The following is a 25,193-nucleotide window of genomic DNA, read 5'->3' as shown; positions in this document are numbered from 1 at the left end:
ATGCGGCGGATGCGGCGGTCGGCCCCGCGAGGAGCCGACCGCCGCGTCACAGGGATCAGCCGTCGAGCGTGCTCTGGATCTTGTCGGCCATCGCCGTCCAGGCGGCGGCAGGATCCGCAGCGTCACCGCTGATGATCTGCGCCTCGGTGGTGCCCCAGTCTGCCCACAGCGCATCCATCTCGGGGATGTTCGGCATCGGCACGCCCGTGGCGCCGACAGCGCCGAAGGCTGCGACATCCTCGTTCGACTGCGCAGCCTCGAAGGCGCTGGAGAGCGCCGGAGCGCGCTGGCCGGACTCGAAGATGGCCGACTGGGCCTCCTCACCGGCGACGTACTCGGTGAGGAACTGCGCGGCGACGATCGGGTTGTTCGCGTACTCGGAGACGAAGAAGCCCTGCACGCCCACGAACGGCGTGGCAGGCTGGCCGCCCGCCGAAGGGATCTCGCTGATCGCGTAGTTCACACCGGCCTCCTGGAAGGCGGTGAGGTTCCACGGACCGGTGATCGTGTACGGCGAGGCGCCGTTCGCGAACTGCTCCTTGGCGATGTCCTGCGAGATGTTCAGGTTGATGAGGCCGGACTGGCCCCACTCCGCGAGCGCGCCGGCGAAGGCCACGTTGCCCTCGTTGCCGAGCTGCAGGTCGTCGGGGTTGTAGGAGCCATCGTCGTTCAGCCCGAACACCGGGCCGCCGAACGAGGCCTGCATCGGGTACAGGTGGAACGGGTCGGAGTTGTTCGGGTCGATGCCGACGAGCAGCGGGAACTCCGCCTCGCCGGACTCGACAGCGGCCTGACCGGTGGAGACGAGGTCATCCCAGGTGGCGGGCGCGTCGGGAGCGAGATCGGTGTTGCGCACGAGCGCGAGATTCTCGATCGAGACCGGAACGCCGTAGACCGAGCCGTCGTAGGTCATGGCCTGGATCGAGACGTCCTCGAAGTCGCCGGCGAGATCGCCGAGCTCGACCGGCGAGATGACACCGTTCTGCACCAGCTTGCCGATCCAGTCATGGGCGCCGAGGACGACATCGGGGCCCTCGCCGGACGGCGCCTGGGTGGTGAGGTCGTCGCGGATGGCGCCGAAGTCCTTCACGACCACCTCGACGGTGGTGCCGGTCTCCTCCTCGAAGGCTGCGATGACGCCCTCGAGGGCCGTCGCGCGGTTCTCGTCCATCCAGATGACGAGCTCGCCGCCGCCCTGCGGGGCCTCGGACTCGCCGCTGCTGGTGGGTGCGGGCGTGCCTCCGCCCGCGCAGGCCGCCAGCGTCAGCGCGAGTGCGCCGACTCCGGCCGCCTTCATGAGGCTGCTGTGCTTCATGGTGCCTTCTCTCAGCTGTCAGGGGCACTCCCCCGACGAGCGTCGGCGTCACTGCCCGGCTCATGGTGGCCGTAGCGGTGCGCGCACCGCAAGCCGGCGGTCGGCCCGCCGCGCAATCGTTGGCAAGTCGTGACAATCCCGCCGCCGCTTCCCCGCGCGGCACGCATCCGCATAGCCTGGGACACATGACCGAAGCCTCGTCGCAGCCCGTCGTGCAAGACACCGCAAGCGCCCCCGGTGCCGAGTGGTGGCGCTCCGCCGTCATCTACCAGATCTATCCGCGCTCGTTCGCCGATGCATCCGGCGACGGCGTCGGCGATCTGCCTGGCATCACCTCGCGGCTGCCGCAGATCGCTGAGCTGGGCGTCGACGCCATCTGGCTGAGCCCGTTCTATCGCTCACCGCAGAAGGATGCGGGCTACGACGTCGCCGACTATCGCGACGTCGACCCGATCTTCGGCACGCTCGACGACTTCGACCGGATGCGCGAGACGGCCCACGGGCTCGGCCTGCGGGTGATCGTCGACCTGGTGCCGAACCACTCCTCGGACCAGCACGCATGGTTCCAGGAGGCGCTGGCAGCAGGGGTCGGCAGCGAGGCGCGGCGGCGCTACATCTTCCGCGACGGCGACGGCGAGCAGGGCGAGCTGCCCCCGAACAACTGGCAGAGCGTGTTCGGCGGACCGGCATGGACGAGGGTGCCGGACGGCCAGTGGTACCTGCACCTGTTCGACACCTCGCAGCCCGACTTCGACTGGGACAACCCCGAGGTCGGCGACATGTTCGTCGACGTGCTGCGCTTCTGGCTCGACCGCGGCGTCGACGGATTCCGCGTCGACGTGGCCCATGGGAACGCGAAGGCTCCGGGGCTCCCCGACGTCGACGAGGTGCTGCTGGCTGCGGGCTCCATGGAGTCGCCGTACTTCGGTCAGGAGCACGTGCACGAGATCTACCGCCGCTGGCACGAGGTGCTGGAGGAGTACGAGGGCGATCGCGTGCTGTGCGCCGAGGCGTGGGTGCAGCCGCTCGAGAAGATGGCCCGCTTCGTGCGGCCGGATGAGATGCACCAGGCCTTCAACTTCGTCTACCTCGAGACGCCCTGGGACGCGAAGCGCCTGCGCGCCGTGATCGATGACTCGATCGAGGCGTTCGGCGCCGTCGGCGCGCCACCGACCTGGGTGCTCTCGAACCACGACACGATCCGGCACCGCACGCGGCTGGCGCTCGTGCCCCCGCCGCCTCATGGCGCCGGCATCGGGCCGACGTCGGTCTCGAAGGCCGACCCGACCGTCTCGCTCCGACGAGGCCGGGCTGCCACGACGCTGATGCTCGCCCTGCCGGGAGGCGCCTATCTCTACCAGGGCGAGGAGCTCGGACTGCCAGAGGTCACGGCCATCGAGCCCGCTGAGCGCCAGGACCCGACCTTCGCGCGCACGGGCGGCGAGCTGTGGGGTCGAGACGGATGCCGTGTGCCGATCCCCTGGGAGGCGGATGCGCCGGGCTACGGCTTCAACACGACCGGCGAGAGCTGGCTGCCGCAGCCCGCGGAGTGGGCGGCGCTGGCGCGCGATGCGCAGGCAGGGGTGGAGGGCTCGACGCTCGAGCTCTACCGCCGGGCGCTGCAGCTGCGTCGCGAGCTCGCGCTCGGCACGGGTGCGCTCGAGTGGCTCGACGTGGGTCCGACCGCACTGGCCTTCCGCAACGGATCGGTGACGGTGGTGGCGAACTTCGGCCACGACGCGGTCGACGTGCCGCGCGGCGAGATCCTGCTGACCTCATCGAAGCTCGACTCGGCGTCGGTGTGGGCCGACGAGGTCGTCTGGGTGCGCACTTCGAAGCCCTCTGTCTCGTAGATCGAGGAGCGCGTCGGTGCCTCGTGGATCGGGGAGCGCGTCGGGCGCAGCCCGGCACGCGTCACGAGATCGAGCGCTGGCTCCGGTCTCGTGACGCGAGCGGCCCTTCGGGCCGCGCGCTCCTCGACCTACGACGGGCTCGCGCTCCTCGACCTACGACGGGCTCGCGCTCCTCGACCTACGACGGGCTCGCGCTCCTCGACCTACGACGGGTGAGCGCTAGCGGTTCTCGAGATTCATCTCGCGCGACTGCAGCCACAGCATCGGGTCGAACGAGACGTAGTCGGCGTTCTTGAGCTCGAGGTGCAGGTGCGGGCCGGTCGACCGACCGGAGCTGCCGACCTGGCCGAGGACGTCGGTGATGTCGACGACCTGGCCGACCTCGACGGTGATCGAGCCGGGCATCATGTGCGCGTACCAGGACTGCACGAACTCGCCGTCGATCTTGTGATCGATGAAGACCGCGTAGCCACCGCCACCGGGATTGTTGCCCTGCCAGACCGCAGAGACCACGCCGTTCGCGATCGGGCGGATCTCGGTGCCGATGCCCGGGGTGAGGTCGCTGCCGCCGTGGAAGCCGCCGGGCCGGTAGCCGAACTGGCTCGACATCGGCACCTGGTCCAGGTTCGGGAAGGGCGTCTGCACGACGCCGGTGTCGAGCATGTCCCACACCTGCGGGAACGCCGGGTCGCCCGTGTAGGACGGGCCGGGCGTCTCGCCGTCGGCGACGGCCTGATAGGCGGCGCGCTCGCCCTCGGACATGCGCGCGGCGGCGACCTGGTCGTTCACCGTGACGTTGTCGCGCGCGAAGTAGGTGGTGGCTTCAGCGGTGACGCTCTCGATGGTCTGCACGTCGTGGATCTGCGCGACCTCGGGGTCGATGCCGTTCGCCGTCTGCACCGCCTGCGCGGGCAGCGAGGTCACGACGACCAGCGAGCCGATGAACAGCAGCGCGCCGCCCGCGGAGATCTTCTGCGCGATGCGGCGGGCGCTGCGTGCGGGCCGCGACGGCGGTGCGACGGGCGCCTGACGCACGACGCGAGGCGTGAACGGCCGTGCGCGCACCCCGGGGACCGTCTCGCCGCCGTTGCCGAGCGACGGCGCGTCGACCGTGATGATCGGCGCGGTGTAGGTCGACTCGGCGATGCTGACGGAGAGATCCTGCGCGACGCGGGTCGCGGCCTCGCGCATGGCACGGCGGCTGGTGTAGAGCGGGGCTGAGCCCTGGACGACGGTGACACGCTCAGCGGCGCGGGCCTCGTTCGCCGTCATCGCGATCGACTCGGATGCACGCTCGAGATCGCGCATCTCGCGGCGGGTGACGGGCCGGTCGGAGTCGGGTCGCGCAGCGTCCACAGCTGACGAGCGCAGTGCTCGTCGGGTGGGGTGCGTCACGCTTTGGCCGTCCTACAGGTCTCTGGGGTCACAGGTCGCGCTGCGCTCAACTGAGCGACGGGCGGCCCTGCCGGCATCGATCGTCGCATGAACCGGCTCTCGGGTGCAAAGGCATGCCGATGACACACGCTTCACGTTCTCCAACGCTCTAATGTAACGGATTGATAACGGCCTGGCAAGGCTCACACCTCGTCGGGCCGCAACGGGGCCAGTAGTGCCATGAGCTCGTCGGCGAGCGCCGGCGCTGCCGCCAGCAGGAATTCGGTGCTCGCAGGCTCGCCGTTCCAGCCGGTCACAGCGCCGCCCGCCTCCTCGACGAGCAGGGCGCCGGCAGCCATGTCCCACGGCTGCAGCCCGCGCTCGAAGTAGGCGTTCAGCCGGCCGCTCGCGACGAAGGCGAGGTCGAGCGCGGCGGAGCCGATGCGGCGAATGTCGCGCACGGAGCCGATGAGCCCCTGCACCACCGCGGCCTGCCGCTGCCTGCGCTGCGCGTCGTACCCGAACCCGGTGCCGACCAGCGCGATCTCGGCGGGCACCGCATCCGCCACCCTGATCGCACGGCCGTCATGCCGGGCCCCGCCGCCGCGCTGCGCCTCGAAGACCTCGCCGGTGGCGGCGTTGACGACGGCCGCAGAGATCGCGCGCCACGTGGTCGGATCGGGCTCACCCTCGACCAGCGCGATCGAGACGGCGTAGGCCGGGATGTCGTAGAGGTAGTTGACGGTGCCGTCGATCGGATCGATCACCCAGGTCAGGCCCGAGGTGCCGGCGATGCTCGTGCCCTCCTCGCCGAGGATGCCGTCGTCTGGCCGGGCGGCGCGGATGCGGTCGACGACCAGGCGCTCGACCTCGCGGTCGGCCTCGGTCACGATGTCGACGAGGCTCGACTTGCTCGCGGCGATCGTGACGCCCGCCGCACGGCGGCTGCGGGCGAGGATCGCGGCGTCGACGGCGAGGCCGACGAGCAGGTCGTGGAGCTCGCTCATGGGTCGAACCTATCGCCGTCTGACGAGGCGCCGCGGAGGTCGTCGACGGCCCTGTGAGCCATGTATGCTGGACGGCGGCCTTGATCGGCCACGGCGAGTTACCCTAGCGGCCAAAGGGATCTGACTGTAAATCAGACGGCTCAGCCTTCGGGGGTTCGAATCCCTCACTCGCCACGTTCCGAAGCCCCGTCCATGCGACGGGGCTTCTGCGTTGCGTCAGCCGCCACAGCAACCCCGTGACGCCTGCTGCGATGGACACAGGCGCTCGTGCGCAGCAGGAGTCGGCAGCCGAGCTCTAGATGTGCTCGCCCACGGCGGCGAGAAAGGCCTTCGGGTCGTCGGCCCAGAGCCGCACCGTCGAGATCTGCTGCTCGCCGCCCTTGGGGTTCGAGCCCGGCAGCACCACCCGCGTCGCGCCCTCCAGCACGATCGAGATGTTGGTGGCGTCCGACACCCGCACGGCGAGCGTCGTGGCGTCGTCGACGAGACGCGGAGACTTCGGCTCGTCCGTGACGGTCCCGATCGTCACGGAGTAGACGTCACTCCAGGGGACGTGCACGTCGAGGTCGAGCCCGTCTCGCACGCGCACGCCGTCGGGCCCCACGGTGTGGGGCCGCATGACATGCGCGCAGAGCAGCCCCGTCATCCACACCACACCCCAGATGCCGACGATCAGCAGCACGAGGCGTGGGATGAGCCACTGGTGCACGATCAGATCGACGATGACGATCTCGAAGGCGGAGAGCACGATGAAGATGACGAGCACCGTGATCGACTGGCTGTGATAGCCGAATCCGTTCGCCCCGACCGGCACGGCCGGCCGACGCAGCACCGCACGACCGATGCTGCCGTAGATGAGCTTCTCGAGGGCCGCCATGCGCGTGACGAGCGCCCAGACCGGCGAGCGCGCTCTCTCACCGGCGGCCGCGCGGGCGACAGGGCCGCTCACGTCGCCGTCTCCTCAGCCTCGGTCAGCGTTCGCAGCCGTTCGTGGACGGCCGCCAGCGCTCGCTCCACTGCCGGCAGATCACCTGGCTCGACAGCGTCGACGAGCGTGGCGGTGAGCTCCCGGTGCTCGCGCTCCATCGCAGCCATCGTCGTCGCCGCGCCCTCGGTCAGCTCGAGCAAGACCGCTCTGCGATCGGAGGGATGCGGCGATCGGGTGACGTAGCCGCTCTGCTCCAGAGCATCGACGAGCGTCGACACGTGCTTGGCACTGATCTCGAGCGCGGCTGCGACCTCGCGCTGCGTGGAAGGGCCCTGCGTCTGCAACGTCCAGAGCACGGCAGCACGCGATTCCGTCAGGGGCGTCCCGTCGAAGGCCCGTGCCATGTCGCGCCGCAACAGGTCGCTGATGGCGAGCAGCTGGTTCAGGATGTCGGTGCTCATGAGATCTGCGAGAAGAGGGTGCCGATGTCGGTGACGATCCACGCCTCGACGATCCGCCCCGCCTCGATCCGGTAGAAGTCGTGGCTCATGACCTCTATGGAGCGCCCGCTCGCCTCGATGCCAGTGAAGGAGCCGCGGTGCGTGCCAGTGATGACGCTCCGCACCGCGACACGATCGTCAGACGCAACGGCGTCGAGCACGGAGGTGCGGAGATCCGGGAAGGCGGTCGACATCTCCAAGACACCGCCCATCCACGCATCTCGTCCTGCGATCGCCTCTGGGACGCCGGCCATCGTCACGACCAGGTCGGGATGCATTGCCGCCTCACAGGCCAGCGCGTCTCCGCGGTCAGCGGCAGCGAGCGCATCTCGCACCAGCTGCACATTCTGCGCTTCGTCCATGGGCTCCACATTTCGTTACTTGCGGTATTAGTTACCAATGGTACATGAATGCGCCAACCGCGCGAGCGCTTCTTGCAACGAGCGCTCGAGCCTGTGGAGCCGCGGGGCCCGAGCGCCCTCTGCGATGCCCGCATCGGGTGCGTAGGATCGGGGCATGGCAGATTCCTCGTTCGATGTGGTCAGCAAGGTCGACAAGATGGAGGCCGACAACGCCGTCAACCAGGCGCGCAAGGAGGTCGAGCAGCGCTACGACTTCAAGGGCGTCGGTGCCGACGTGGCCTGGAGCGGCGAGAAGCTGCTGCTGAAGGCCTCCTCCGAGGAGCGCGTCAAGGCGGTGCTCGACGTCGTGCAGACGAAGTTCATCAAGCGCGGCATCGACCTCAAGATGCTCGAGCAGGGCGACCCCTACCCCTCTGGCAAGGAGTTCCGCATCGAGATCGCCCTGAAGGACGGCATCTCGACCGAGGACGGCAAGAAGGTCACGAAGCTGCTGCGGGAGCAGGGCCCGAAGTCGATCAAGAGCCAGATCCAGGGCGAAGAGGTGCGCGTGAGCTCCAAGAGCCGCGACGATCTGCAGGCGGCCATCCAGCTGCTCAAGGGCGCCGACTTCGAGTTCGACCTCCAGTTCGTCAACTTCCGCTGACGCCGGCACCCCGCCGCCGTGCGATCGCCGCTGCCGTGAAGGCGATCCTGTGGAGCTGACGTTCACCCAGGCGCTCACCGCGCTCTACGTCACGGTCGACGTGGCGCTGCGACTGCTGGCGCTCGTGGTCGTGCCCTACAACCGCAGGCCCGCATCCGCCATCGCCTGGCTGCTGATCATCATGATCCAGCCGATCGCGGGCTGGATCATCTTCGGGCTGCTCGGCAACACCCGGCTGCCCGCCGGCCGCCGCAAGAAGATGGCGGCCATTCAAGAGCTGATCGGCGAGAGCACGATCGACATCGGCGATGCCGAGGCCCTGCCCGGCAGGCCCAGCTGGCTGCCCGGCGTCATCGAGCTCAATCGCCAGCTCTCGTCGATGCCGCACGTGGGCGACACGAAGGCCCGCGTGTGGGATGAGTTCGACGACCAGCTCGAAGCCATGGCCCGCCGCATCGATCAGGCGAGCCGCTTCGTGCACGTCGAGTTCTACCTCATCGTGGCCTCCGAGCGCACCGAGGTGTTCTTCGCCGCGCTCGAGCGGGCGGCAGCGCGCGGCGTGACCGTGCGGGTGCTCGTCGACCACCTCACGAGCGTGCGCTACCCGCGGCGCACCGAGACGGTCGCGCGGCTCGAGCGCATGGGGGCAGAGCTGCGCGACATGCTGCCGCTGCGGCCCTGGAAGGGCGACTGGCAGCGCCCCGACCTGCGCAATCACCGCAAGCTCGTCGTGATCGACGGCGATGTCGGCTTCACCGGCTCGCTCAACCTCATCGACCCCTCCTACCTCTGGAAGCGCAACCTGCGCCGCGGGCTGCAGTGGCGCGACTCCTGGGTCGAGCTGGAGGGCCCCTCCGTCGTCGCCCTCGACGTGCTCTTCTGGTCGGACTGGTGGGCAGAGACGAACGAGCTCGTGGAGCTCGCCAGCGACCCCCCGCCGGCCGACGGCGACCTCAACGCATCCGTCGTGCCCTCCGGCCCCGGCTTCGAGGGCGAGATCAACCTGCGCATCTTCCTCGAGCTCGTGCACGCCGCCGAGGAGCGCATCACGATCGTCAGCCCCTACTTCGTGCCCGACGAGGCCATGCGCTACGCGATCACCTCTGCTGCCATGCGCGGCATCGATGTCGAGCTGTTCGCGAGCGAGGTCGGCGACCAGTTCTGGACCTACCACGCGCAGCGCTCCTACTACGAGGAGCTGCTGCGCGCCGGCGTCAAGATCACGCTGTTCGCCAAGCCCACCGTGCTGCACTCGAAGTTCATGACCTTCGACGACCGCGTCTCGGTGATCGGCTCGTCGAACATCGACATGCGCTCGTTCGGCCTCAACTTCGAGGTGTCGATGCTCATCGAGGGCGCGTCGATGGTCGACCAGCTGCAGGCGACGGCGGATGGGTACCGTCGGCAGTCGACGACGCTCACGCTGGAGTCGTGGATGGCCCGCCCTCGCATCACGCAGGCGTTCGACAGCATCGCCCGCCTGACCTCCGCGCTGCAGTAGCGCTGCGCCTGCCGCAGCCCGGTCAGCCCAGCAGCATCGAGAGCCCCACCCAGAGGGCGAAGCCGATCACGAGCGCGCGCAGCGCCCACGACGGCACCCGCCGCGAGAGCCAGCCGCCCGCGACGCCACCCACCAGGGAGCCAGCGAGCATGATCGCGACCACGCCCCAGTGCACGAGCGGCGAGAAGGCGAGGATGAGCACGCCGGAGCCGTTGACCACCAGGGCGGTGAGGTTCTTCAGCGCATTGTGGTGCTGCAGCGAGTCGTGGATCACGACGCCGAGCACCGCGAGCATCATGACGCCGATGCCCGCCCCGAAGTAGGAGCCGTAGACGCCGATCGCGAGGAACGCGAGCCGCACCGGCCAGCCGCCCGTCGCCTCGGGATCGGGCTCCCCCTCGGCGTTGCGGCGCACGATGCGGGTCACGAGCGGCTGCAGGGCGAACAGGCAGGCGGCGGTGAGCACCAGCCACGGCACGATCGCCGTGAACGAGTCGGAGGGCGTGAGCAGCAGCAGCGCCGCGCCCACCAGCCCGCCGACCGCCGCGAAGGGCGCGTTGGCGAGGAAGCGGCGCCTCCGGCTGCGCAGCTCCGCGCGGTAGGACCAGGCGCCACCCAGGCTGCCGGCCAGCAGCCCGACCGACGAGGTGATGTTCGCCGCCAGCGGCGTCATGCCGGCCGCGAGCATCGCCGGGAAGGTGATGAGCGTGCCGCCGCCGGCCGCCGCATTGATCGCCCCGGCACCCATCGAGGCGAGCGCGATCAGCAGGAAGCCGCCGGGCTCCAAGTCAGCGCTCGTCGCGCGAGACCGCGATCATCTCGTCGCGGGGCACGACCTTCACCCGTGCTCGGCCATGCGGCTCGCCCAGGCCGATCTCGTGCTCGTCGAGGCGGATCCAGCCCGCGATGTCCGTCCAGGCCACGCCGCGCTCGGCGAGCAGCTGCGGCACCGCCTGCTCGTCGTACGCCTCCGGCGTCCACCAGGAGTGCTCGTCGCCGAGCAGCTGCTCGACCGTCTCCTTGGCATCCGACTTCGTGTGGCCGATGAGGCCGACGGGGCCGCGCTTGATCCAGCCCGTCGCATACATGCCGGGCAGCGGGCGCGAGCCGTCGTGCACGCGGCCGGCGATGTTCGGGATGACGCCGCGGCGCTCGTCGAACGGCACGTCCTGCAGCGGGGAGGAGAAGTAGCCGACCGCGCGGTAGACCGCCTGCACGGGGATCTCGCGGAACTCCCCCGTGCCCTCCAGGCCCTGCTCCGTCGGCCGGGTGCGCTCGATGCGCAGTGCCTCGACGCCATCCTCGCCCAGCACCGCATCCGGCCTCGACCAGAAGTGCAGGTGCAGTCGCCGGCTGGCGGTGCCCGTCTCGCGCTGCCGCCACTGCTCGAGCACGCGCGAGATCACCAGGATCTGCTTGTTCTGCTTCAGCGACTCCTCATCGGGGTCGACGCCGAAGTCGTCGTCGTGGAGGATCATGTCGACATCCCGCAGCTCGCCGAGCTCGCGCAGCTCGAGCGGCGTGAACTTCACGTTCAGGGGGCCGCGGCGGCCGAACACGTGCACATCGGTGACGGGGGATGCCTCGAGGCCGTCGACGACGTTGGGCGGCACCTCGGTGGGCAGCAGGTCCTCTGGATGCTTCACCAGCATGCGGGCGACGTCGAGCGCGACGTTGCCGTTGCCGATCACGGCGATCTCCTTGGCCTCGAGCGGCCACTCGCGCGGCACGTCGGGGTGGCCGTCGTACCAGGAGACGAAGTCGGCTGCGCCGTAGGAGCCGTGCAGCTCGATGCCGGGGATCTCGAGCGGGGCGTCCCTCGTGGCACCGGTGGCGAAGATCACGCCGTGGTAGTGCCGCTCGAGGTCATCGAGCGTGATGTCCTCGCCGAAGCGCACGTTGCCGAACAGCCGAACGACGCCCGCCTGGAGGACCTCGCGGAGCGCGGCGATGATGCCCTTGATGCGCGGGTGGTCGGGCGCGACGCCGTAGCGGACGAGCCCGTAGGGCGCAGGCAGGTGCTCGAAGAGGTCGATGAAGACGTCGCGCCCCTGCTCGGCAGCGGACCTTTTCAGGATGTCGGCGGCGTAGATGCCGGCGGGGCCGGCGCCGATCACGGCGATGCGGAGCGGTGCGCTCACGGTTCTCCTTCAGCGTGCGGGGCGGCTGCGCCGCCGGTAATCAGCGGGTGCGCGAGACGACGTGCTCTGCGAAGGCCTCGAGCGCGCGCCGGACGGTGCCGCCCGGCAGCTCCCGCAGCGCGTCGAGAGCGCTGCGCTGCCAGTGCTCGGCGGCGGCGACCGACTCGTCGACGACGGGATGCTCGGCGAGCTCGGCGATCGCGGCTGCCAGGTCGGCGTCGTCGGCGGGCGACGCGAGGCGAGCCCGCAGCGCCAGAGAGGCCGCGTCGTCGCGCTTGGCCAGCAGCAGCACGGGCAGCGTCGCGACGCCGGCGCGCACGTCGTTGCCCTGATCCTTGCCGGTTGCGGGGTCTGCAGAGAGATCGATCACGTCATCGACCAGCTGGAACGCGACGCCGATGCGCTCGCCGAACTCGCGCAGCGGCTGCCGGTAGGCGGCCTCTGCACCGCTCACCAGCACGCCGAGCTCGGCGGCGGCGGCGATGAGCGAGCCCGTCTTGTCGCCCAGCACCTGCAGGTAGTGCTCGACCGGGTCGGTGTCGCCTGCGCCCAGCGTCTCGTGCAGCTGGCCCAGGCACAGGCGCTCGAAGGTGCGGGCCTGCAGCTTGGCGACCTCGGCGCCGAGCGGGGCCGCGACGGCTCCGGCCCTGGCGAACAGCAGGTCGCCGGCGAGGATCGCGACGGAGTTGCTCCAGACGACGTGGGCGGCCGGCACGCCTCGGCGGGTGTCCGCCTCGTCCATCACATCGTCGTGGTACAGGCTCGCGAGGTGCGTGATCTCGACCACCTCTGCGGCCGCGAGCACGTCGCCGTCGATGCCCTTCCCGAGGTGCGCGGCGAGCATCAGCAGCAACGGCCGTGCGCGCTTGCCGCCGGCCTCCTTCAGGTAGCGGGCCACCGCATCCGCTACCGGGTCGGCGATGCGCAGGTGCTCGTCGAGCGCCGCCTCGAGCCGCTCGAGACCGGTCTCGACAGCGTCGATGGTGCGCTTGTCGGCGGGCGATGCGAAGCGCGGCCCGCGGAGCCCGAAGGCCGAGGTGACCGAAGCCATCAGGCGTCCTGCTCCTCCGACTGGGCGTGGCGGGCCAGGCGCATGGCGCTCGTGATCTCCGTGGGCTTGCGACCGCGGTGCAGGGCGACGACGCCGAGGGTGAGGTTGCGGTGCGCGACCCGCGTGAAGCCGGTCGTGCGGATCCACTGCGAGAGCGTCTGCTGGTCGGGCCACGACGAGATCGACTCCACCAGGTAGCGGTAAGCCTCTGGGTTGCTGCTCACGGCCCGTGCCATGCCGGGCAGCATCGTGCGCAGGTAGAGCTCGTAGCTCTTGCGCACCACGTTGACGGGCGGCTGCGAGAACTCGCAGATGACGACGCGGCCACCGGGCTTGAGCACCCGGAAGAACTCGCTGAGGGCCACACGGGGGTGCTGCACGTTGCGCAGGCCGAACGAGATGGTGACGGCATCGAAGCTGTCGCTGTCGAAGGGCAGCTCCTCTGCGGAGCCGAGCACGAACTCGACGTCGGCGTGGCGCTTGCGGCCCTCTTCGAGCATGCCGTCGCTGATGTCGAGCGCGGTGACGAGGGCGCCGGCCTTCGCCATCGGTGCGGCCGAGGCGCCCGTGCCTGCGGCGACATCGAGGATGCGCTCACCCGGCTGCGGGCGGACGGCGCGCTGCATGTGGATGCGCCAGAGCTTGTCATTGCCGCCGGAGAGCAGCGAGTTGAGCAGGTCGTAGCGCTTCGCCGTCGCGTCGAACATGCCCGCGACCTCTTCCGGGTCCTTCTGCATGTCTGCTCGGCTCACCTCTCCATCCTAGGCTCCCGCACGTGCCGCCTGATCGGCAGGCGCACAGGTGAGCGACGGACGTGCACGGCACCAATATGCTGGCTGCATGCCAGGCCTGCGGGTGCGCACCGAGCGCGCGGAGCTCGGGCGCCTGCTGGAGCACGCCGACCCGCGCTCCCCACTGGCCGTCCGACGCGGCGCCGACGGCATCGTCGGCCGCGGCGAGGCGCTGCGGCTCGAGTTCCACGGCGCGGGGCGCTTCACCGAGGCGGCGGATGCGTGGCGCGACGTCGCGCAGGCGGCCGACGTCGACGACGCGGTCGGCGTGCCGGGCACCGGCCTGATCGCCTTCGGCGCCTTCGCGTTCGACGACGCCTCCGCTGCCACGAGCGTGCTGATCGTGCCGCAGGTGGTCGTCGGCCGCCGCGGCGATGACGAGTGGGTCACCTGGATCGGCGAAGAGGGCAAGCTGCACCCGACCGCGGTCGACGAGGTGCGCGTGGAGCTGACCGACGGCGCCATCGACGCCGAGCGCTACCGCTCCGTCGTCGCGGAGGCGACGGAGCGCATCCGTGCCGGCGATGCCGAGAAGGTCGTGGTGGCGCGCGACCGGGTCGGGCAGCTGCCGCAGGACGGTGACGTGCGATCGGTGGCTGTCGGGCTGGTGCAGCGGTACCCGGATGCGGTGACGTACGCCGTCGACGGGCTGATCGGCGCGAGCCCGGAGACGCTCATCGCCGCGCATCGCGGCCACTTCTTCTCCCGCGTGCTGGCCGGCACCGCTGCACGCGGTGCGACGCCGGCGCTCGACGCCGACATCGCCGAGTCGCTCGCGGCTGGCGACAAGGACCTGCGGGAGCACCGCTTCGCCGCCGAGTCGGCGTTCGAGGTGCTGCGCGAGCTCGCACCAGATGCGCGGGCCTCAGAGCCGTTCCCGCTGCGACTGCCCAACCTGTGGCACCTGGCGACCGACATCACCGGCACGCTCGGCCACCGCTCGACGCTCGAGGTGGTCGCGCTGCTGCACCCGACCGCCGCGGTCGCCGGCACCCCGCGCGCCGCAGCGCTCGCGATCATCCGCGAGCTCGAGGGCATCGACCGCGGCCGCTACGCGGGGCCGGTCGGCTGGATCGACGGCGAGGGCGGCGGCGAGTGGGTGATCGCGCTGCGCGGCGCCGACATCGCGGCGGACGGCTCGATCCGCGCGTTCGCGGGCGCCGGGATCGTCGCTGGCTCGGACCCCGAGGCGGAGCTCGCCGAGACCGCCGTGAAGCTGCGGCCGATCACCGACGCGCTGGCCGATCCGCTGCCTGCGGCCCGGCCCGAGACGCCGGCACCCGCCACGCGCGTGCCCGGCCACCAGTAGCGACGGGGCGGCGACTCCGGTCTCGTGACGCGTGCGCCTTCGGCGCGCGCTCCTCGACCTACGACCTCTTCTTCGCCTGCTTCTTCGACTTCTGCTTGTCCTTCTTGCCGGACTTCTTGCCGGACTTCTTGTGGGCCTTGCGCGGCACCTCGACCTCCGGCTCCGGCTCCGGCTCCGGCGCCGGCATCCTGCCCGTCGCCAGCAGCCGCTCGCGCTCGACCGCGACGTCGAACTCGGCGGCCGGCCACTGCGGGTCGATCTCGTCGAGCGCCTCGAGCAGCAGCTCTCCCACCGCGAGGCGGGCGTACCACTTGCGATCCGCCGGCACGACGTGCCACGGGGCGGCGGCGCGCGCCGTGCGGTTGATGGCGACCTGGTAGGCCTCCATGTACTCATCCCAGTGCTCGCGCTCGTCGACGTCGCCCGGGTTGTACTTCCAGTGCTTGTCGGGTCGGTCGAGCCGCTCGAGCAGCCGCGCGCCCTGCTCCTCCGGCGAGATGTGCAGCATGACCTTCACGAGCCGGATGCCGCGCTCGGCGATCGATCGCTCGAACTCGACGATCTTGCCGTAGCGCTCCTGGATCTCATCGGCGGGCGAGAGCTCCTGCACCCGGTGGATCAGCACATCCTCGTAGTGCGAGCGGTCGAAGACGCCGATCGTGCCCGGCGTCGGCAGCGCCCGCTCGATGCGCCACAGGAAGTCGTGCTTGCGCTCCTCGGCCGTCGGGGCCTTGAACGCGGTGATCCGCACGCCCTGCGGGTCAACCTGTCCGATCACGTGGCGCATGATGCCGCCCTTGCCGGAGGTGTCCATGCCCTGCACCATCAGCAGCACCGAGCGATCACTGCCTGCCTTGCTGGCTGCGAACAGGCGCTCCTGCAGCTCGGCGAGACGCTCGGCGCCGGCGACGAGCGCCGCTGCACCGCCGGCCTTGTCGCCGGCGAAGCCCGGCGTGGATGCGGGATCCACCTCTGCGAGGCGCACGGAACGGGTGATGCGGAGAGCGTCGGTGATCTCGGTCATGCGCCGACACTACTGCCCAGATCAGCCCGGCGGCGGCTTCACCGGTGCCCGGCCCTGCACGCCGGGGCCGATGGCCCTGCCGATCTTGCCCTCGCGCGGATGGTCGATCTTGTTCGCGATGACCGTGCTGACCCACGCGAGCTTGGGATCCGGGTCGATGAGCAGCGTCTTCACCGCGAGCGTCGCGGGCAGCGCGAGCAGCGCGCCGACGGGGCCGAGCGCGAACGCCCAGACCAGCAGCGAGAGGAAGGAGGTGGCGGGCGTCACGCCCACCGCATCGCCAGCGACCTTCGGCTGGATGAGCGACTGCATCACGAAGTTGATGACGCTGAACAGGATCGCGGTCAGGAGCGCGTTGATCGGCCCGTTGGCGAGCAGCGCCATGAGCGTCGGCGGGACCGCGCCGAGCACGAAGCCGACGTTCGGGATGTAGTTGGTGACGAACGCGAACACCGCCCACACGAGCGCGAGCGGGACCCCGAGCGCCGAGAGCGCGACGAAGTCGAGCGCGGAGACGACGAGGCCGAAGACCGTCGCGACCACCCAGTAGCGCTGCACCCCTGCAGCGAAGCGGTCGATGCCCTGCACGATGCCGGGGTTGGTCGCCGCGATGCTCTTGATCCGCTGCGGCAGCCCCATGGAGTCCCAGGCGAGGAAGAAGATCACCACGAACAGCGTCGCGAGGAACGCGAGCGCTGTGCCGGCGTCGGAGGCGATCGCGCCGATGCCGCTCGCGATCGCGCTCGGGCTGAACGCGTTCTGCAGCTGCTCCAACGCCTCGTCCTGCGAGATGCCGAGGGATTCGAGCCAAGCCAGCAGATCGCGGTACATGGTGTTGAACTCGGCCGAGTAGCCGGGCAGCTCGGTCACCAGCGACTGCACCGACCAGTAGATCGACCAGAACAGGGCGACGAGGAAGGCATAGATCGTCAGCAGCGCCGCGAGCGCCGCCAGCACCTTCGGCGTGCCGATCCGCAGCAGCCACTGCTGCAGCGGCATCACCGCGATCACGAGATTGATGCCGAGGAAGATGGGCGTGACGAAGGTCGCGACCTGGCTCAGCAGGATGAGCACCGCGAAGACCGCGATGATCGAGAGCAGCACGATGAGGGTGCGCGGCAGCATCCACCGCTGCTGCGCTGCCTCCGACAGCTGCGGCACCGGCGGCACCGGCTGCTGCTTCTTCTGCCACGGCCAGCGCATCAGCGGCTTCCCGCCCGGTCGGCGGTGTCCCCGGCGGCCTCGGACGGTCGGCCCGTGAAGCCGTCCATGCCCTCGTTGAGGCCGAGCGCATCCGCCACCCAGTCGCCGACGGCCGTCGGCAGCAGCTTGATCGCCGGCACGATGCGCACCAGCGGCGGCAGTGCGAGCAGCGTCGCGCGCGACTCGATGGCGCCGAGGATCCGGGTCGTGACGTGCGCCTGCGACAGGATCGGCAGCAGTGCGGGCACCTTGCTCTGCACGCCCTCGAACATGCCGGTGTCGATGTAGAACGGCGCGACGGTGAGCGCCGTGATGGGCGAGCGCTCCTTGCGCAGCTCGGCGCGCAGCGACTCCATGAAGCCGACGGCGGCGAACTTGCTCGCGGCGTAGTCGGTCTGACCGGCGACGCCGATGAAGCCCGCGGCGCTCGCGACGGTGACCACGCGACCGCGGCCGGCGTCGCGCATGGCGGGCAGGAATGCGCGCGTGACGAGCATCGGCGCGATGGCGTTGACGCGCATCGTCAGCTCGATCTGGGCGGCGGTCAGCTCGGTGAGCGGCTTGCCGGAGACCACGCCCGCGTTGTTGATGAGCACGTCGACGGGGCCGAACATGAGCGTCTCTGCCGCCGCGAGCTCGATCGCGTCGGCGTCGACCAGGTCGACCACCACGGCGTTGCCGCGCCCGCCCGCCTCGACCGCTTCGTGCGCGACCAGCCGGGCGGCGGCCTCGTCGCGGTCCCAGACGATGACGTGCGCGCCCTTGCGGGCCGCGCCGAGCGCGACCAGCCTGCCGATGCCGCTGCCGCCTCCTGTGATGACGATGCGCGTGCCGGCACCGATCCGATCAGAGCTGCTGCGCATCCGACTCCTCCTCCAGTACGGCTTCGATGATGCCCGGTCGGGACTGCGAAAGCGCCCGGCGAAGCCCCGCGCGATCGGTGACGCGCTCGAACGGCCAGCCGTAGGCCGCGGCGAGGTGCTCGAGGTCGATGTCGTGGGGTGTGCGCTGCACGCGCTCGAAGTCGCCCGGGTCGGCGCTGCCTGCGACCTCGAGCAGTGCGAACAGGCTGCCGCCGCGATCGTTGCCGACCACGATCTGCAGTCGCGGGCGCTCCTCGCCGGGCGGCACGTGCAGGCCGCCGGCATCGTGCAGCAGCGCCAGGTCGCCGATGAGCAGGCGCGTGAAGCCGGGCGCGCCCGAGCGTGCGTGCGCGATGGCGATGCCGGATGCGGTGCTGACGGTGCCGTCGATGCCGGCGAGGCCGCGGTTGGCGCGGGCCGTCACCGCCTTGGGGCCGGCGACGTCGTCGAGCACGCGGATCAGGCGGGATGCGGCGACGACCAGCCGGTCGTGCGGCCACGTGCGCTCCCACACCTGCGTCGCGAGCTCGCTCCGCGTGATCGGGGTGCGGCCCTCGGCGAGCTCGGCGCGGGCGTAGGCGGCACGGGAGAGCTCCGAGTCGGGGGCTGAGTCGGCGTCGCGCTCGGCAGCGAGGCCGCGGCCGGCGTCGACCCATCGATCGATCCAGGTGCGACCCAGGAGCGCGCTCTCTGCTTCGGCCTCCTCGACGCGAATGCGGCCGGTCAGCACCGTGGTGGTGCCGGAGCCGCGCACATTGTCCTGCCCCTCCCGGCCGAGCACGACGACCTCGACGTCGGGCCGGCGGATGAGCGCGGTCACCGCTCGCGAGAGCGTCGGATGGCCCAGCACGACGACGCGGCGCACCTCGTCGCCCAGCTGCGCGAGCACCTCGCGTGCGTGCTGCACGAGCACCGGACCGAAGCGCGCACCGGAGGTGGGCTCGGCGATGAGGGGCGCGCCGATGGCCTCAGCCAGGTCGACGGCCACGGCGCCTGCGTCAGCGCCGGCGATCACGACCGTGCCGGCCGCCGGCCACAGCACCGAAGCCGGCAACGGGGGCCGCGCGACGCGCTCGACGGGCAGCGAGACGGCGGGAGCGCCGCCCGAGAGCGGTTCGCGGAACGAGATGTTGAGCTGCACGGGGCCCGGCTCCGTATGCACAGCCGCGGCGTGCTCGGGCTTCGCGTGCGCACGCTCCGCGCCCTCGGGCTTGCGCCAGCCGAGGGCTGCTCGCACGGCGGCGACCGCGTCGCCCTCCGGGTCGTGCAGCGCATCCGCCCCCACATCGAGCACGACGCGGGCGGCCTCACCGAAGATGCCGGGCTGCCGCGTCGTCTGGTTCGCGCGCATGCCCTGCAGCTCTGCGGGGCGGTCGGCGGTGACGGCGATGAGCGGCACGTCGCTGTGGTGCGCCTCGAGCAGCGCAGGGTGCAGGTTCGCGAGCGCGGTGCCGCTCGTGACGACGATCGCCGCCGGGCTGCCGCTCTCGCGTGCGAGCCCGAGCGCCAGGAAGGCCGCGGTGCGCTCGTCGATGCGCACGTGCAGGTCGAGCAGACCCTCGCGGGCCGCGCGCGCGGCGGCGAGCGCGATCGCCTGCGAGCGCGAGCCCGGGCAGACGACGAGATCGGTCACACCGGCTGCTGCGAGGGCGGCGACCAAGCGGTCGGCGTATGCAGCGGCCGGCAGTGCCTCAGGCACGTGCGGAGTCGCCACCGTCGCCGGGCGCACGATGGCCCTGACCGTCGACGTCGTCCTGGGTGCCCTCCGGGGCATCCGCCTTCGGCTTCGACCGTGGCTTCGGTGTGGCCTTGGGCTCCGTGGCCTTGGGCTCCGGCTTCGCCGGCGGCTCCGGCTTCGGCTCGGGACCCAGCACCGGGCCCGAGGCAGCTGGTCCCCCCTCGAAGTCCTCGTCGTCGAGCGCGGCGAGCTGCGCCTCGAGCTCGGCGATGCGGATGTCGGCCTCCTCGTCGGTGACATCCGAGGAGCGGGAGAACGAGGGATCGTCGTCTGGCGCCATCGGTCGGGCGTCGGCGCGAGCGCCCTTGCCCCAGGCGAGCCAGCCGATCGCGCCGAACACGGGCAGCACCACGATCAGCACGACCCACAGCACACGGTTCAGGCGGCGCACTCGGCGGTCGTCGGTGACCGTGAGGTCGACGAGCGCGTAGACCGTGACCACGAGGGCCAGGATCCCGCCAATGATGAGCCAGCGCATGCCCCCAGGGTAGGCCCCTTCGCTGTGGGGCGCTCATAGACTTGGTGCATGTCCCCCTCGATGCGCTACCTCGTCGTGCGCGCGCTGCTGTTCGTGGTGCCGTTCACCGTGCTGATGATCGCCCAAGTGCCGTGGTGGCTCTCGCTGCTGGTGTCGCTCGCGTTCGCCTTCGCGGCGTCGATCGTCTTCTTCGGCAAGCTCCGCGACGCAGCCGCAACCGACCTGCAGCGGTTGCGCGCCGGCCGCAAGCGCGACGGTGCCGGCCCCGACGATGCCGACATCGAGGATGCCGCGGTGGAGGATCGGGATGCCGACCTCGAGGCTGAGGGGACGGCCGACGAGGTCGACCAGGTCGACGAGGTCGACGAGCGCGTTGCGGGCGACCGCCCTGCCGACGGCACGGGCGACGGCGCCGAGCCCGACGCATCCGGCCGCCCCTGAGCCGGCGACTCAGACGGCGCTGACGAAGCCTGCCGGGCCACCCCAGATGGCGATCGCCAAGCCGACGCCGTAGAGCAGCGCCGTCAGCCCGGTGAGGCCGAGCGCCGTGATGAGGTCGCGCGGGGTGCGCGCCATCGCCACGATCACCATCGCGGGGCCTGCGAGCAGCAGCACGGCGAAGACGGCGATGCCGTAGGCGAGCGCGTAGGCGAAGATGCCCAGGATCACGAGCGGCACGAGCATCAGCACGACGAAGAGCACCTTGGAGGCGCGTCGGCCGATGAGGGTCGCGAGGCTGCGCTTGCCCGCGGCGCGGTCGGTCTCGATGTCGCGCAGGTTGTTGCACAGCATGAGGGCCGCCGAGATGGCGCCGATCGCGATGCCCAGCGCGACGGAGTCCTCGGTGATGCGGCCGAGGATCGCGTAGGTCGTGCCCATCACCGCGACCGGGCCGAAGAAGAGGAACGCCATCAGCTCGCCGAGCGCGTAGTAGCCGTAGGGACGCTTGCCGCCGGTGTAGGTCCATGCGGCGATGATGCAGACGACGCCGACGAGCAGCAGCCACCAGCGACCCGAGACGAGCACGACGAGGATGCCCGCCAGGGCACCGGCGGCGAGGAAGCCGATCGCGACGTTGCGCACGGTGGTCGGCGCCGCCTTGCCCGCACCGACGAGCCTGCCCGGCCCGACGCGCACCGCATCCGTGCCCTTGACGCCATCGGAGTAGTCGTTGGCGAAGTTCACGCCGATCTGCAGGAAGACCGCCAGCGCGAGGCAGGCGAGCGCGATGCCGAGGTGGTAGCCCTCGGCGTTGAACGCCGCCGCGGTGCCGAGCGCGACCGGCGCGATCGCCATGCCGAGCGTGCGGGGTCGGGCTGCGGCGATCCAGTCGCGGGGGGTCGCGGGGCTCGGAGCGGTGCCGGCGAGCTGCGCGCGCTTGGCGGGGTTGCCGGATCGAGGAGAGGCCATCCCCACGATGCTAGCCGCGCTGGCCAGGCTCGCAGGTGTCGCACCTAGGGTTGAGCGATGAAGCTGCGCGCGCCCCTCGCCATCGTTGCGGTGACTGCCATCGCGGCGCTCACGGGCTGCATGCTCGCACCGCCGCAGGATGAGACGGTGACGGTGTCGCTCGAGACGGCAGACGGCCAGCTCCTGGAGCTCGAGGCGACCATCCCCGGCGGCGCGTCGAACAGCGGCCCCGTGGCAGTCTCCGGCTGCGTCGACGATGCGGAGGCATGGGAGCTGCCCTTCATCGACCGCGGCATCATCTCGTTCGCGACCACCTCGGCCGCGACCGCATGCCCAGATGACCAGCCATTGAACGGCCGTTTCCCGAGCTGGGCCTCCGCTGCCGAGCTGCCGGCCAGCGCCGTCGAGGTCGCGGTGCCCGGCGTGCAGCGCGCGCACCGATTCGCGCTCGACTACACCGAGTGCACCAACTTCTGCCGCTCCTGGCCGCGCGAGCTCGCCCTGCTCGAGCTCGACGGCGCGACCGTGCTCGTCGCAGCGACCGGACCCGACGCCGAGCGCTTCGACCGGCTGGTCGCGTCGATCCTGGTGTTGCGCTAGCCGAAGATGCCGCGGCGCCGGCGCTCCTGCGTGCGGCTCGCGACAAGGCGCTGCAGGCGCTTGCGGTCGGGCTTGCCGGATGCGGTGGTCGGCAGCACCGACACCGTGACCAGGTGGTTGGGGCGGGCGGGCTTGCCGAGCGCGTTCGCGACCGCCGAGCGGATCTCGGCGAGCGATGGCTTGAGGGTCGTGACGACCGCAGGCACCTCTCCCCACTCCGGATGCGGAGCCGCGACGACGACCGCGTCGGGCGCGAACACCTGCACGACGTGCTCGACGGCGGCCAGCGAGATCTTGATGCCGCCCGAGTTGATGACGTCATCGATGCGGCCGGAGACCTGCAGCGTGCCGCCGATCAGCGAGCCCGCGTCGCCGGTCTTGTACCAGCGGGTGCCCGTGCCGTCGGTGTGGAAGCGCTGCTCGGTGAGCGCGGGGTCATGGTAGCCGTCGGCGAGCTGCGGGCCCGAGATCTCGATCTGGTCGGTGAGGCGCACCTTCACGTCACGGAGCGGGATGCCGTCCCAGACGCATCCGCCGACCGTCTCGGTCGCGCCGTACGTGCGCGTGATGCGCCAGCCGAGCCGCGCGGCGCGCTCGATGAGGCCGAGCGGCGCGCGCTGGCCGCCGAGCAGGATGCGGTCGAGCCGAGCGATCGGCCCGATGAACGAACGGTCGAGCTGCGCGGCGTCGACGAGCCTGGCAAGCTGCGTCGGCACGAGCGATGTGTACTTGCGGTCGTGCTCGAGGCTCTGCACGGCCTCGACGAAGGCCTCGGCGGTGAAAGCGCCGGCGGTGCGGACGAGGGGCGCCCCGCTCGCCTCGTTGCGCCAGATCACATTCATGCCTGCGATGTAGTGGTCGGGCAGTGCCAGCACCCACTGCCCCGGCGCACCGAGCCGGTCGATCGCGGCGTCCGTCGACGCCTGGATCGCCTCGTCAGAGAGCAGCACGCGCTTGGGCACGCCGCTGGATCCACTCGTCTCGACGACGACTCCCACGATGCACCTCCTGTGCGCTCTGCGCTCCTGCTCCTGCTGCGGTCCTGCCCGATCAGTAGTGGTACGGGTAGGGCGACCAGTCCGGCTCCCGCTTCTCGAGGAACGCATCGCGCCCCTCGACCGCCTCGTCGGTGCCGTAGGCCAGCCGCGTCGCCTCGCCGGCGAAGATCTGCTGCCCCACGAGCCCGTCGTCCACCGCGTTGAAGGCGAACTTCAGCATGCGGATGGCCGTCGGGCTCTTCGTGAGGATCTCACGCGCCCAGTCGAGTGCGACGTGCTCGAGCTCGTCATGGGGAACGGATGCGTTGATCGCGCCGGCCTGCAGGGCACGGTCTGCGCTGTACTCGCGAGCGAGGAAGAACACCTCGCGCGCGAACTTCTGGCCCGTCTGCCGCGCCATGTAGGCCGAGCCGTAGCCGGCGTCGAACGAGCCGACATCCGCATCCGTCTGCTTGAAGCGCCCGTGCTCTCGGCTGGCGATCGTGAGGTCGCAGACGACGTGCAGCGAGTGGCCACCGCCCGCCGCCCAGCCGGGCACGACCGCGATGACGACCTTCGGCATGAAGCGGATGAGGCGCTGCACCTCGAGGATGTGGAGCCGGCCGCTGCGCGCTGGGTCGATCGTGCCCGCCGTGTCGCCGTCGGCGTACTTGTAGCCGTCGCGCCCGCGGATGCGCTGGTCGCCGCCGGAGCAGAACGCCCAGCCGCCGTCCTTCTCGCTCGGCCCGTTGCCGGTCAGCAGCACGACGCCGATGCGGCTGTCCTGCCGCGCGTCGTCGAGCGCGCGGTAGAGCTCGTCGACCGTGTGCGGGCGGAAGGCGTTGCGCACCTCAGGCCGGTCGAAGGCGATGCGGATGATGCGGCCGTCGCGCGAGCGGTGCACGGTGATGTCGTCGTACCCGGGCGCTGCGTCGGCCCATTCGGCGGGGTCGAACAGCGGCGAGATGGTCACCTGGCCAGCCTAGCGATCGCGACGTCCGGCGGGAGGCTCGATCGGCTCATTCGGGCGCCGGGCAGGGGTCGGTCGGGCTCTGGGCCGAGGCCGGCTCGGCGCAGAGCCACTCCGAGGGTGCGCCGGTCTCGTCGAGGATGAGTCGGAGCGAGACGTCGTACCATTCCCCGCCCGAGTTCGAGCCCAACATCACCGGCACGCCGATGTCCACGGAGTCGCCGACGATGTTCCGCATGTAGGCCTGATCCGTCGCGCGCAGTTCGACGTCGGCAGGGATCGCACACGACTGCGCCGCTTGGCACTCGAGCGCAAGTCGCAGCCCCAGATCGGTCGCGTACCGCGCGATCTCGGGCTCCAGCTCCGGCTGCATGTAGGCGTCGATGGGGGTGCGGGGATCGCCATCGACGGTGATCGGCGGCGCGCTCGTGGAAAAGACCTGATTCGTGCCCGTGTCGAACTCGTAGCGCCCCGGGTAGAGCGAGGTGTTCGTCAAGTCCCCTGTCGCCCTGACGTCCTCGCCCGCGATCTGCAGCGGGAATCGCGCCCCGTATTCGAACAACTGCAGCGGCTCGGCCAGTGAGGTGCTGATGCGCCATTCGCCGTCGACCCGCTCGGCGTCGAGGTCGTGCGCGATGTCGCTGCGCACGACCTGGAAGCCCACCTCGACCGTGGCGGCGTCGCCGTCGATGTGGACGAGCCGCACCTCGGGCTCCGTGATGCGCTCCGCCGACTGCAGCACGGCATCCGATGCCACCGTCGCCGACGACGACAGCGGCACGATCGCCGTCGCGTCGGCCGCGCGGCCCTCGGCGATGGCCGTCAGGTAGTCCATCGCGACCGTGCGCAGGCTGTCGGCGTCGCCGTCGGCCGCCGCGCGCTCGGCCAGCTGGATGCCGCCGGGGATCGCGGCACCGATGATCGCGCCGATGACGCCCGCGATCAGCAGCTGGCGTCCGCCCCTGCCCGCGCGACGCGGCCCGAGGTCGTCGGATGCGTCGGCCTCGGCCGTGTGGTCGGGGCGCAGCGTGGTGGGCGGCGCGGTGTGCTGATCGGGCGGAGCGGGCACGTCGACGACCGCTGGCATCTCGAACTCGGGCATCGGCGGCGACACCCGCTCATCATGGCGCGAACCTGCTGAGAGCGCACGCTTCG

Annotated in this window: 25 protein-coding genes and 1 tRNA gene; 7 read left to right on the top strand and 19 right to left on the bottom strand. The window is 70.9% G+C overall.

The genetic code is table 11. The features are described from left to right. Nucleotides 1-55 precede the first annotated feature (55 nt). Complete coding sequence (locus tag MKD51_RS04225) at nt 56-1,315, bottom strand: maltose ABC transporter substrate-binding protein (RefSeq protein WP_240238513.1); 1,260 nt, start codon at nt 1,313-1,315, stop codon at nt 56-58. Nucleotides 1,316-1,500: 185 nt separating this feature from the next. On the opposite strand from MKD51_RS04225, the gene MKD51_RS04220 reads away from it, so the two are divergent. Further along, nucleotides 1,501-3,168, top strand: a complete 1,668-nt coding sequence (locus MKD51_RS04220) for an alpha-amylase family glycosyl hydrolase (protein WP_240238511.1) — start codon at nt 1,501-1,503, stop codon at nt 3,166-3,168. Nucleotides 3,169-3,387: 219 nt separating this feature from the next. Here MKD51_RS04220 and MKD51_RS16295 read toward each other — a convergent pair whose 3' ends face one another. Both MKD51_RS16295 and MKD51_RS04210 read right to left on the bottom strand, forming a co-directional pair. Then, entirely contained in the window at nt 3,388-4,563 is a 1,176-nt protein-coding gene (locus MKD51_RS16295) for a M23 family metallopeptidase (protein WP_240238509.1), read from the bottom strand. Nucleotides 4,564-4,745: 182 nt separating this feature from the next. Beyond that, nucleotides 4,746-5,549: an inositol monophosphatase family protein gene (locus MKD51_RS04210; RefSeq protein ID WP_240238507.1), complete on the bottom strand. Its 804-nt coding sequence runs from the start codon at nt 5,547-5,549 to the stop codon at nt 4,746-4,748. Nucleotides 5,550-5,641: 92 nt separating this feature from the next. Here MKD51_RS04210 and MKD51_RS04205 point away from each other — a divergent pair. Then, a tRNA-Tyr gene (locus MKD51_RS04205) sits at nt 5,642-5,723 on the top strand. A gap of 121 nt (nt 5,724-5,844) precedes the next feature. On the opposite strand, the gene MKD51_RS04200 is transcribed toward MKD51_RS04205, so the two are convergent. Genes MKD51_RS04200 through MKD51_RS04190 form a run of 3 tightly spaced genes read right to left on the bottom strand, consistent with a single transcriptional unit; the run spans nt 5,845 to nt 7,339 of the window. Then, complete coding sequence (locus tag MKD51_RS04200; RefSeq protein WP_240238505.1) at nt 5,845-6,498, bottom strand: hypothetical protein; 654 nt, start codon at nt 6,496-6,498, stop codon at nt 5,845-5,847. Then, complete coding sequence (locus MKD51_RS04195; RefSeq protein ID WP_240238503.1) at nt 6,495-6,938, bottom strand: MarR family transcriptional regulator; 444 nt, start codon at nt 6,936-6,938, stop codon at nt 6,495-6,497. Before MKD51_RS04195 ends, MKD51_RS04200 begins: the two co-directional genes overlap by 4 nt. Next, entirely contained in the window at nt 6,935-7,339 is a 405-nt protein-coding gene (locus MKD51_RS04190) for an ester cyclase (RefSeq protein ID WP_240238501.1), read from the bottom strand. Before MKD51_RS04190 ends, MKD51_RS04195 begins: the two co-directional genes overlap by 4 nt. Before the next feature lie 154 nt (nt 7,340-7,493). On the opposite strand from MKD51_RS04190, the gene MKD51_RS04185 reads away from it, so the two are divergent. Then, nucleotides 7,494-7,982 (top strand): YajQ family cyclic di-GMP-binding protein, encoded by a 489-nt coding sequence (locus MKD51_RS04185; RefSeq protein WP_240238499.1) that lies wholly within the window; start codon nt 7,494-7,496, stop codon nt 7,980-7,982. 49 nt (nt 7,983-8,031) lie between these two features. Continuing rightward, on the top strand, nt 8,032-9,483 hold the full coding sequence (locus MKD51_RS04180) for a phospholipase D-like domain-containing protein (protein WP_240238497.1): 1,452 nt from the start codon (nt 8,032-8,034) through the stop codon (nt 9,481-9,483). A gap of 22 nt (nt 9,484-9,505) precedes the next feature. Here MKD51_RS04180 and MKD51_RS04175 read toward each other — a convergent pair whose 3' ends face one another. The 4 genes from MKD51_RS04175 to MKD51_RS04160 are packed head-to-tail and all read right to left on the bottom strand — an operon-like array spanning nt 9,506 to nt 13,427. Beyond that, on the bottom strand, nt 9,506-10,270 hold the full coding sequence (locus MKD51_RS04175) for a sulfite exporter TauE/SafE family protein (protein ID WP_240238495.1): 765 nt from the start codon (nt 10,268-10,270) through the stop codon (nt 9,506-9,508). 1 nt (nt 10,271) lies between these two features. After that, the gene (locus MKD51_RS04170) at nt 10,272-11,624 is read right to left on the bottom strand and encodes an FAD-dependent oxidoreductase (protein WP_240238493.1); all 1,353 of its coding nucleotides are present in this window, start codon (nt 11,622-11,624) and stop codon (nt 10,272-10,274) included. 40 nt (nt 11,625-11,664) lie between these two features. Further along, nucleotides 11,665-12,675, bottom strand: a complete 1,011-nt coding sequence (locus tag MKD51_RS04165; protein ID WP_240238491.1) for a polyprenyl synthetase family protein — start codon at nt 12,673-12,675, stop codon at nt 11,665-11,667. Then, entirely contained in the window at nt 12,675-13,427 is a 753-nt protein-coding gene (locus MKD51_RS04160) for a class I SAM-dependent methyltransferase (protein WP_240238489.1), read from the bottom strand. The genes MKD51_RS04165 and MKD51_RS04160 overlap by 1 nt, the downstream gene beginning before the upstream one ends. An 88-nt stretch (nt 13,428-13,515) precedes the next feature. Here MKD51_RS04160 and MKD51_RS04155 point away from each other — a divergent pair, with 88 nt between their 5' ends. After that, nucleotides 13,516-14,775, top strand: a complete 1,260-nt coding sequence (locus MKD51_RS04155; protein WP_240238487.1) for an isochorismate synthase — start codon at nt 13,516-13,518, stop codon at nt 14,773-14,775. A 58-nt stretch (nt 14,776-14,833) separates the two neighbouring features. Here MKD51_RS04155 and MKD51_RS04150 read toward each other — a convergent pair whose 3' ends face one another. From MKD51_RS04150 to MKD51_RS04130, 5 genes are read right to left on the bottom strand one after another with little or no spacing between them, the layout of a single operon-like run. Then, nucleotides 14,834-15,799 carry a PPK2 family polyphosphate kinase gene (locus MKD51_RS04150; RefSeq protein ID WP_240238485.1) on the bottom strand — a complete coding sequence of 322 codons (966 nt, stop codon included), beginning with the start codon at nt 15,797-15,799 and terminating at the stop codon, nt 14,834-14,836. 21 nt (nt 15,800-15,820) lie between these two features. Then, nucleotides 15,821-17,002, bottom strand: a complete 1,182-nt coding sequence (locus MKD51_RS04145; protein ID WP_240238483.1) for an AI-2E family transporter — start codon at nt 17,000-17,002, stop codon at nt 15,821-15,823. Continuing rightward, a complete protein-coding gene (locus MKD51_RS04140) occupies nt 17,002-17,865 on the bottom strand; it encodes an SDR family oxidoreductase (protein WP_240238481.1) in 864 nt (287 codons plus the stop codon). The genes MKD51_RS04145 and MKD51_RS04140 overlap by 1 nt, the downstream gene beginning before the upstream one ends. After that, nucleotides 17,849-19,564, bottom strand: a complete 1,716-nt coding sequence (gene menD / locus MKD51_RS04135; protein WP_240238479.1) for a 2-succinyl-5-enolpyruvyl-6-hydroxy-3-cyclohexene-1-carboxylic-acid synthase — start codon at nt 19,562-19,564, stop codon at nt 17,849-17,851. Before menD ends, MKD51_RS04140 begins: the two co-directional genes overlap by 17 nt. Beyond that, nucleotides 19,557-20,081: a PLDc N-terminal domain-containing protein gene (locus tag MKD51_RS04130; RefSeq protein ID WP_240238477.1), complete on the bottom strand. Its 525-nt coding sequence runs from the start codon at nt 20,079-20,081 to the stop codon at nt 19,557-19,559. The genes menD and MKD51_RS04130 overlap by 8 nt, the downstream gene beginning before the upstream one ends. Nucleotides 20,082-20,129: 48 nt before the next feature. Between MKD51_RS04130 and MKD51_RS04125 the strand changes: the two genes are divergently transcribed. Beyond that, nucleotides 20,130-20,522 (top strand): DUF4229 domain-containing protein, encoded by a 393-nt coding sequence (locus MKD51_RS04125; protein ID WP_240238475.1) that lies wholly within the window; start codon nt 20,130-20,132, stop codon nt 20,520-20,522. Between the two features lie 9 nt (nt 20,523-20,531). Here the strand turns inward: MKD51_RS04125 and MKD51_RS04120 are convergent, their stop codons facing one another. Next, nucleotides 20,532-21,491 (bottom strand): 1,4-dihydroxy-2-naphthoate polyprenyltransferase, encoded by a 960-nt coding sequence (locus MKD51_RS04120; protein WP_240238473.1) that lies wholly within the window; start codon nt 21,489-21,491, stop codon nt 20,532-20,534. Nucleotides 21,492-21,548: 57 nt separating this feature from the next. On the opposite strand from MKD51_RS04120, the gene MKD51_RS04115 reads away from it, so the two are divergent. After that, nucleotides 21,549-22,091, top strand: a complete 543-nt coding sequence (locus MKD51_RS04115; protein WP_240238465.1) for a hypothetical protein — start codon at nt 21,549-21,551, stop codon at nt 22,089-22,091. On the opposite strand, the gene MKD51_RS04110 is transcribed toward MKD51_RS04115, so the two are convergent. The 3 genes from MKD51_RS04110 to MKD51_RS04100 are packed head-to-tail and all read right to left on the bottom strand — an operon-like array spanning nt 22,088 to nt 25,152. After that, entirely contained in the window at nt 22,088-23,089 is a 1,002-nt protein-coding gene (locus MKD51_RS04110) for an AMP-binding protein (protein WP_240238463.1), read from the bottom strand. The genes MKD51_RS04115 and MKD51_RS04110 overlap by 4 nt on opposite strands. Before the next feature lie 52 nt (nt 23,090-23,141). Further along, a complete protein-coding gene (locus MKD51_RS04105) occupies nt 23,142-24,041 on the bottom strand; it encodes a 1,4-dihydroxy-2-naphthoyl-CoA synthase (RefSeq protein ID WP_240238461.1) in 900 nt (299 codons plus the stop codon). A gap of 46 nt (nt 24,042-24,087) precedes the next feature. After that, entirely contained in the window at nt 24,088-25,152 is a 1,065-nt protein-coding gene (locus MKD51_RS04100) for a hypothetical protein (protein WP_240238459.1), read from the bottom strand. Nucleotides 25,153-25,193 lie beyond the last annotated feature (41 nt).

Source organism: Agrococcus sp. ARC_14, from assembly GCF_022436485.1.
Classification (GTDB): domain Bacteria; phylum Actinomycetota; class Actinomycetes; order Actinomycetales; family Microbacteriaceae; genus Agrococcus.
This window is presented reverse-complemented; position numbering and strand designations above follow the sequence as displayed.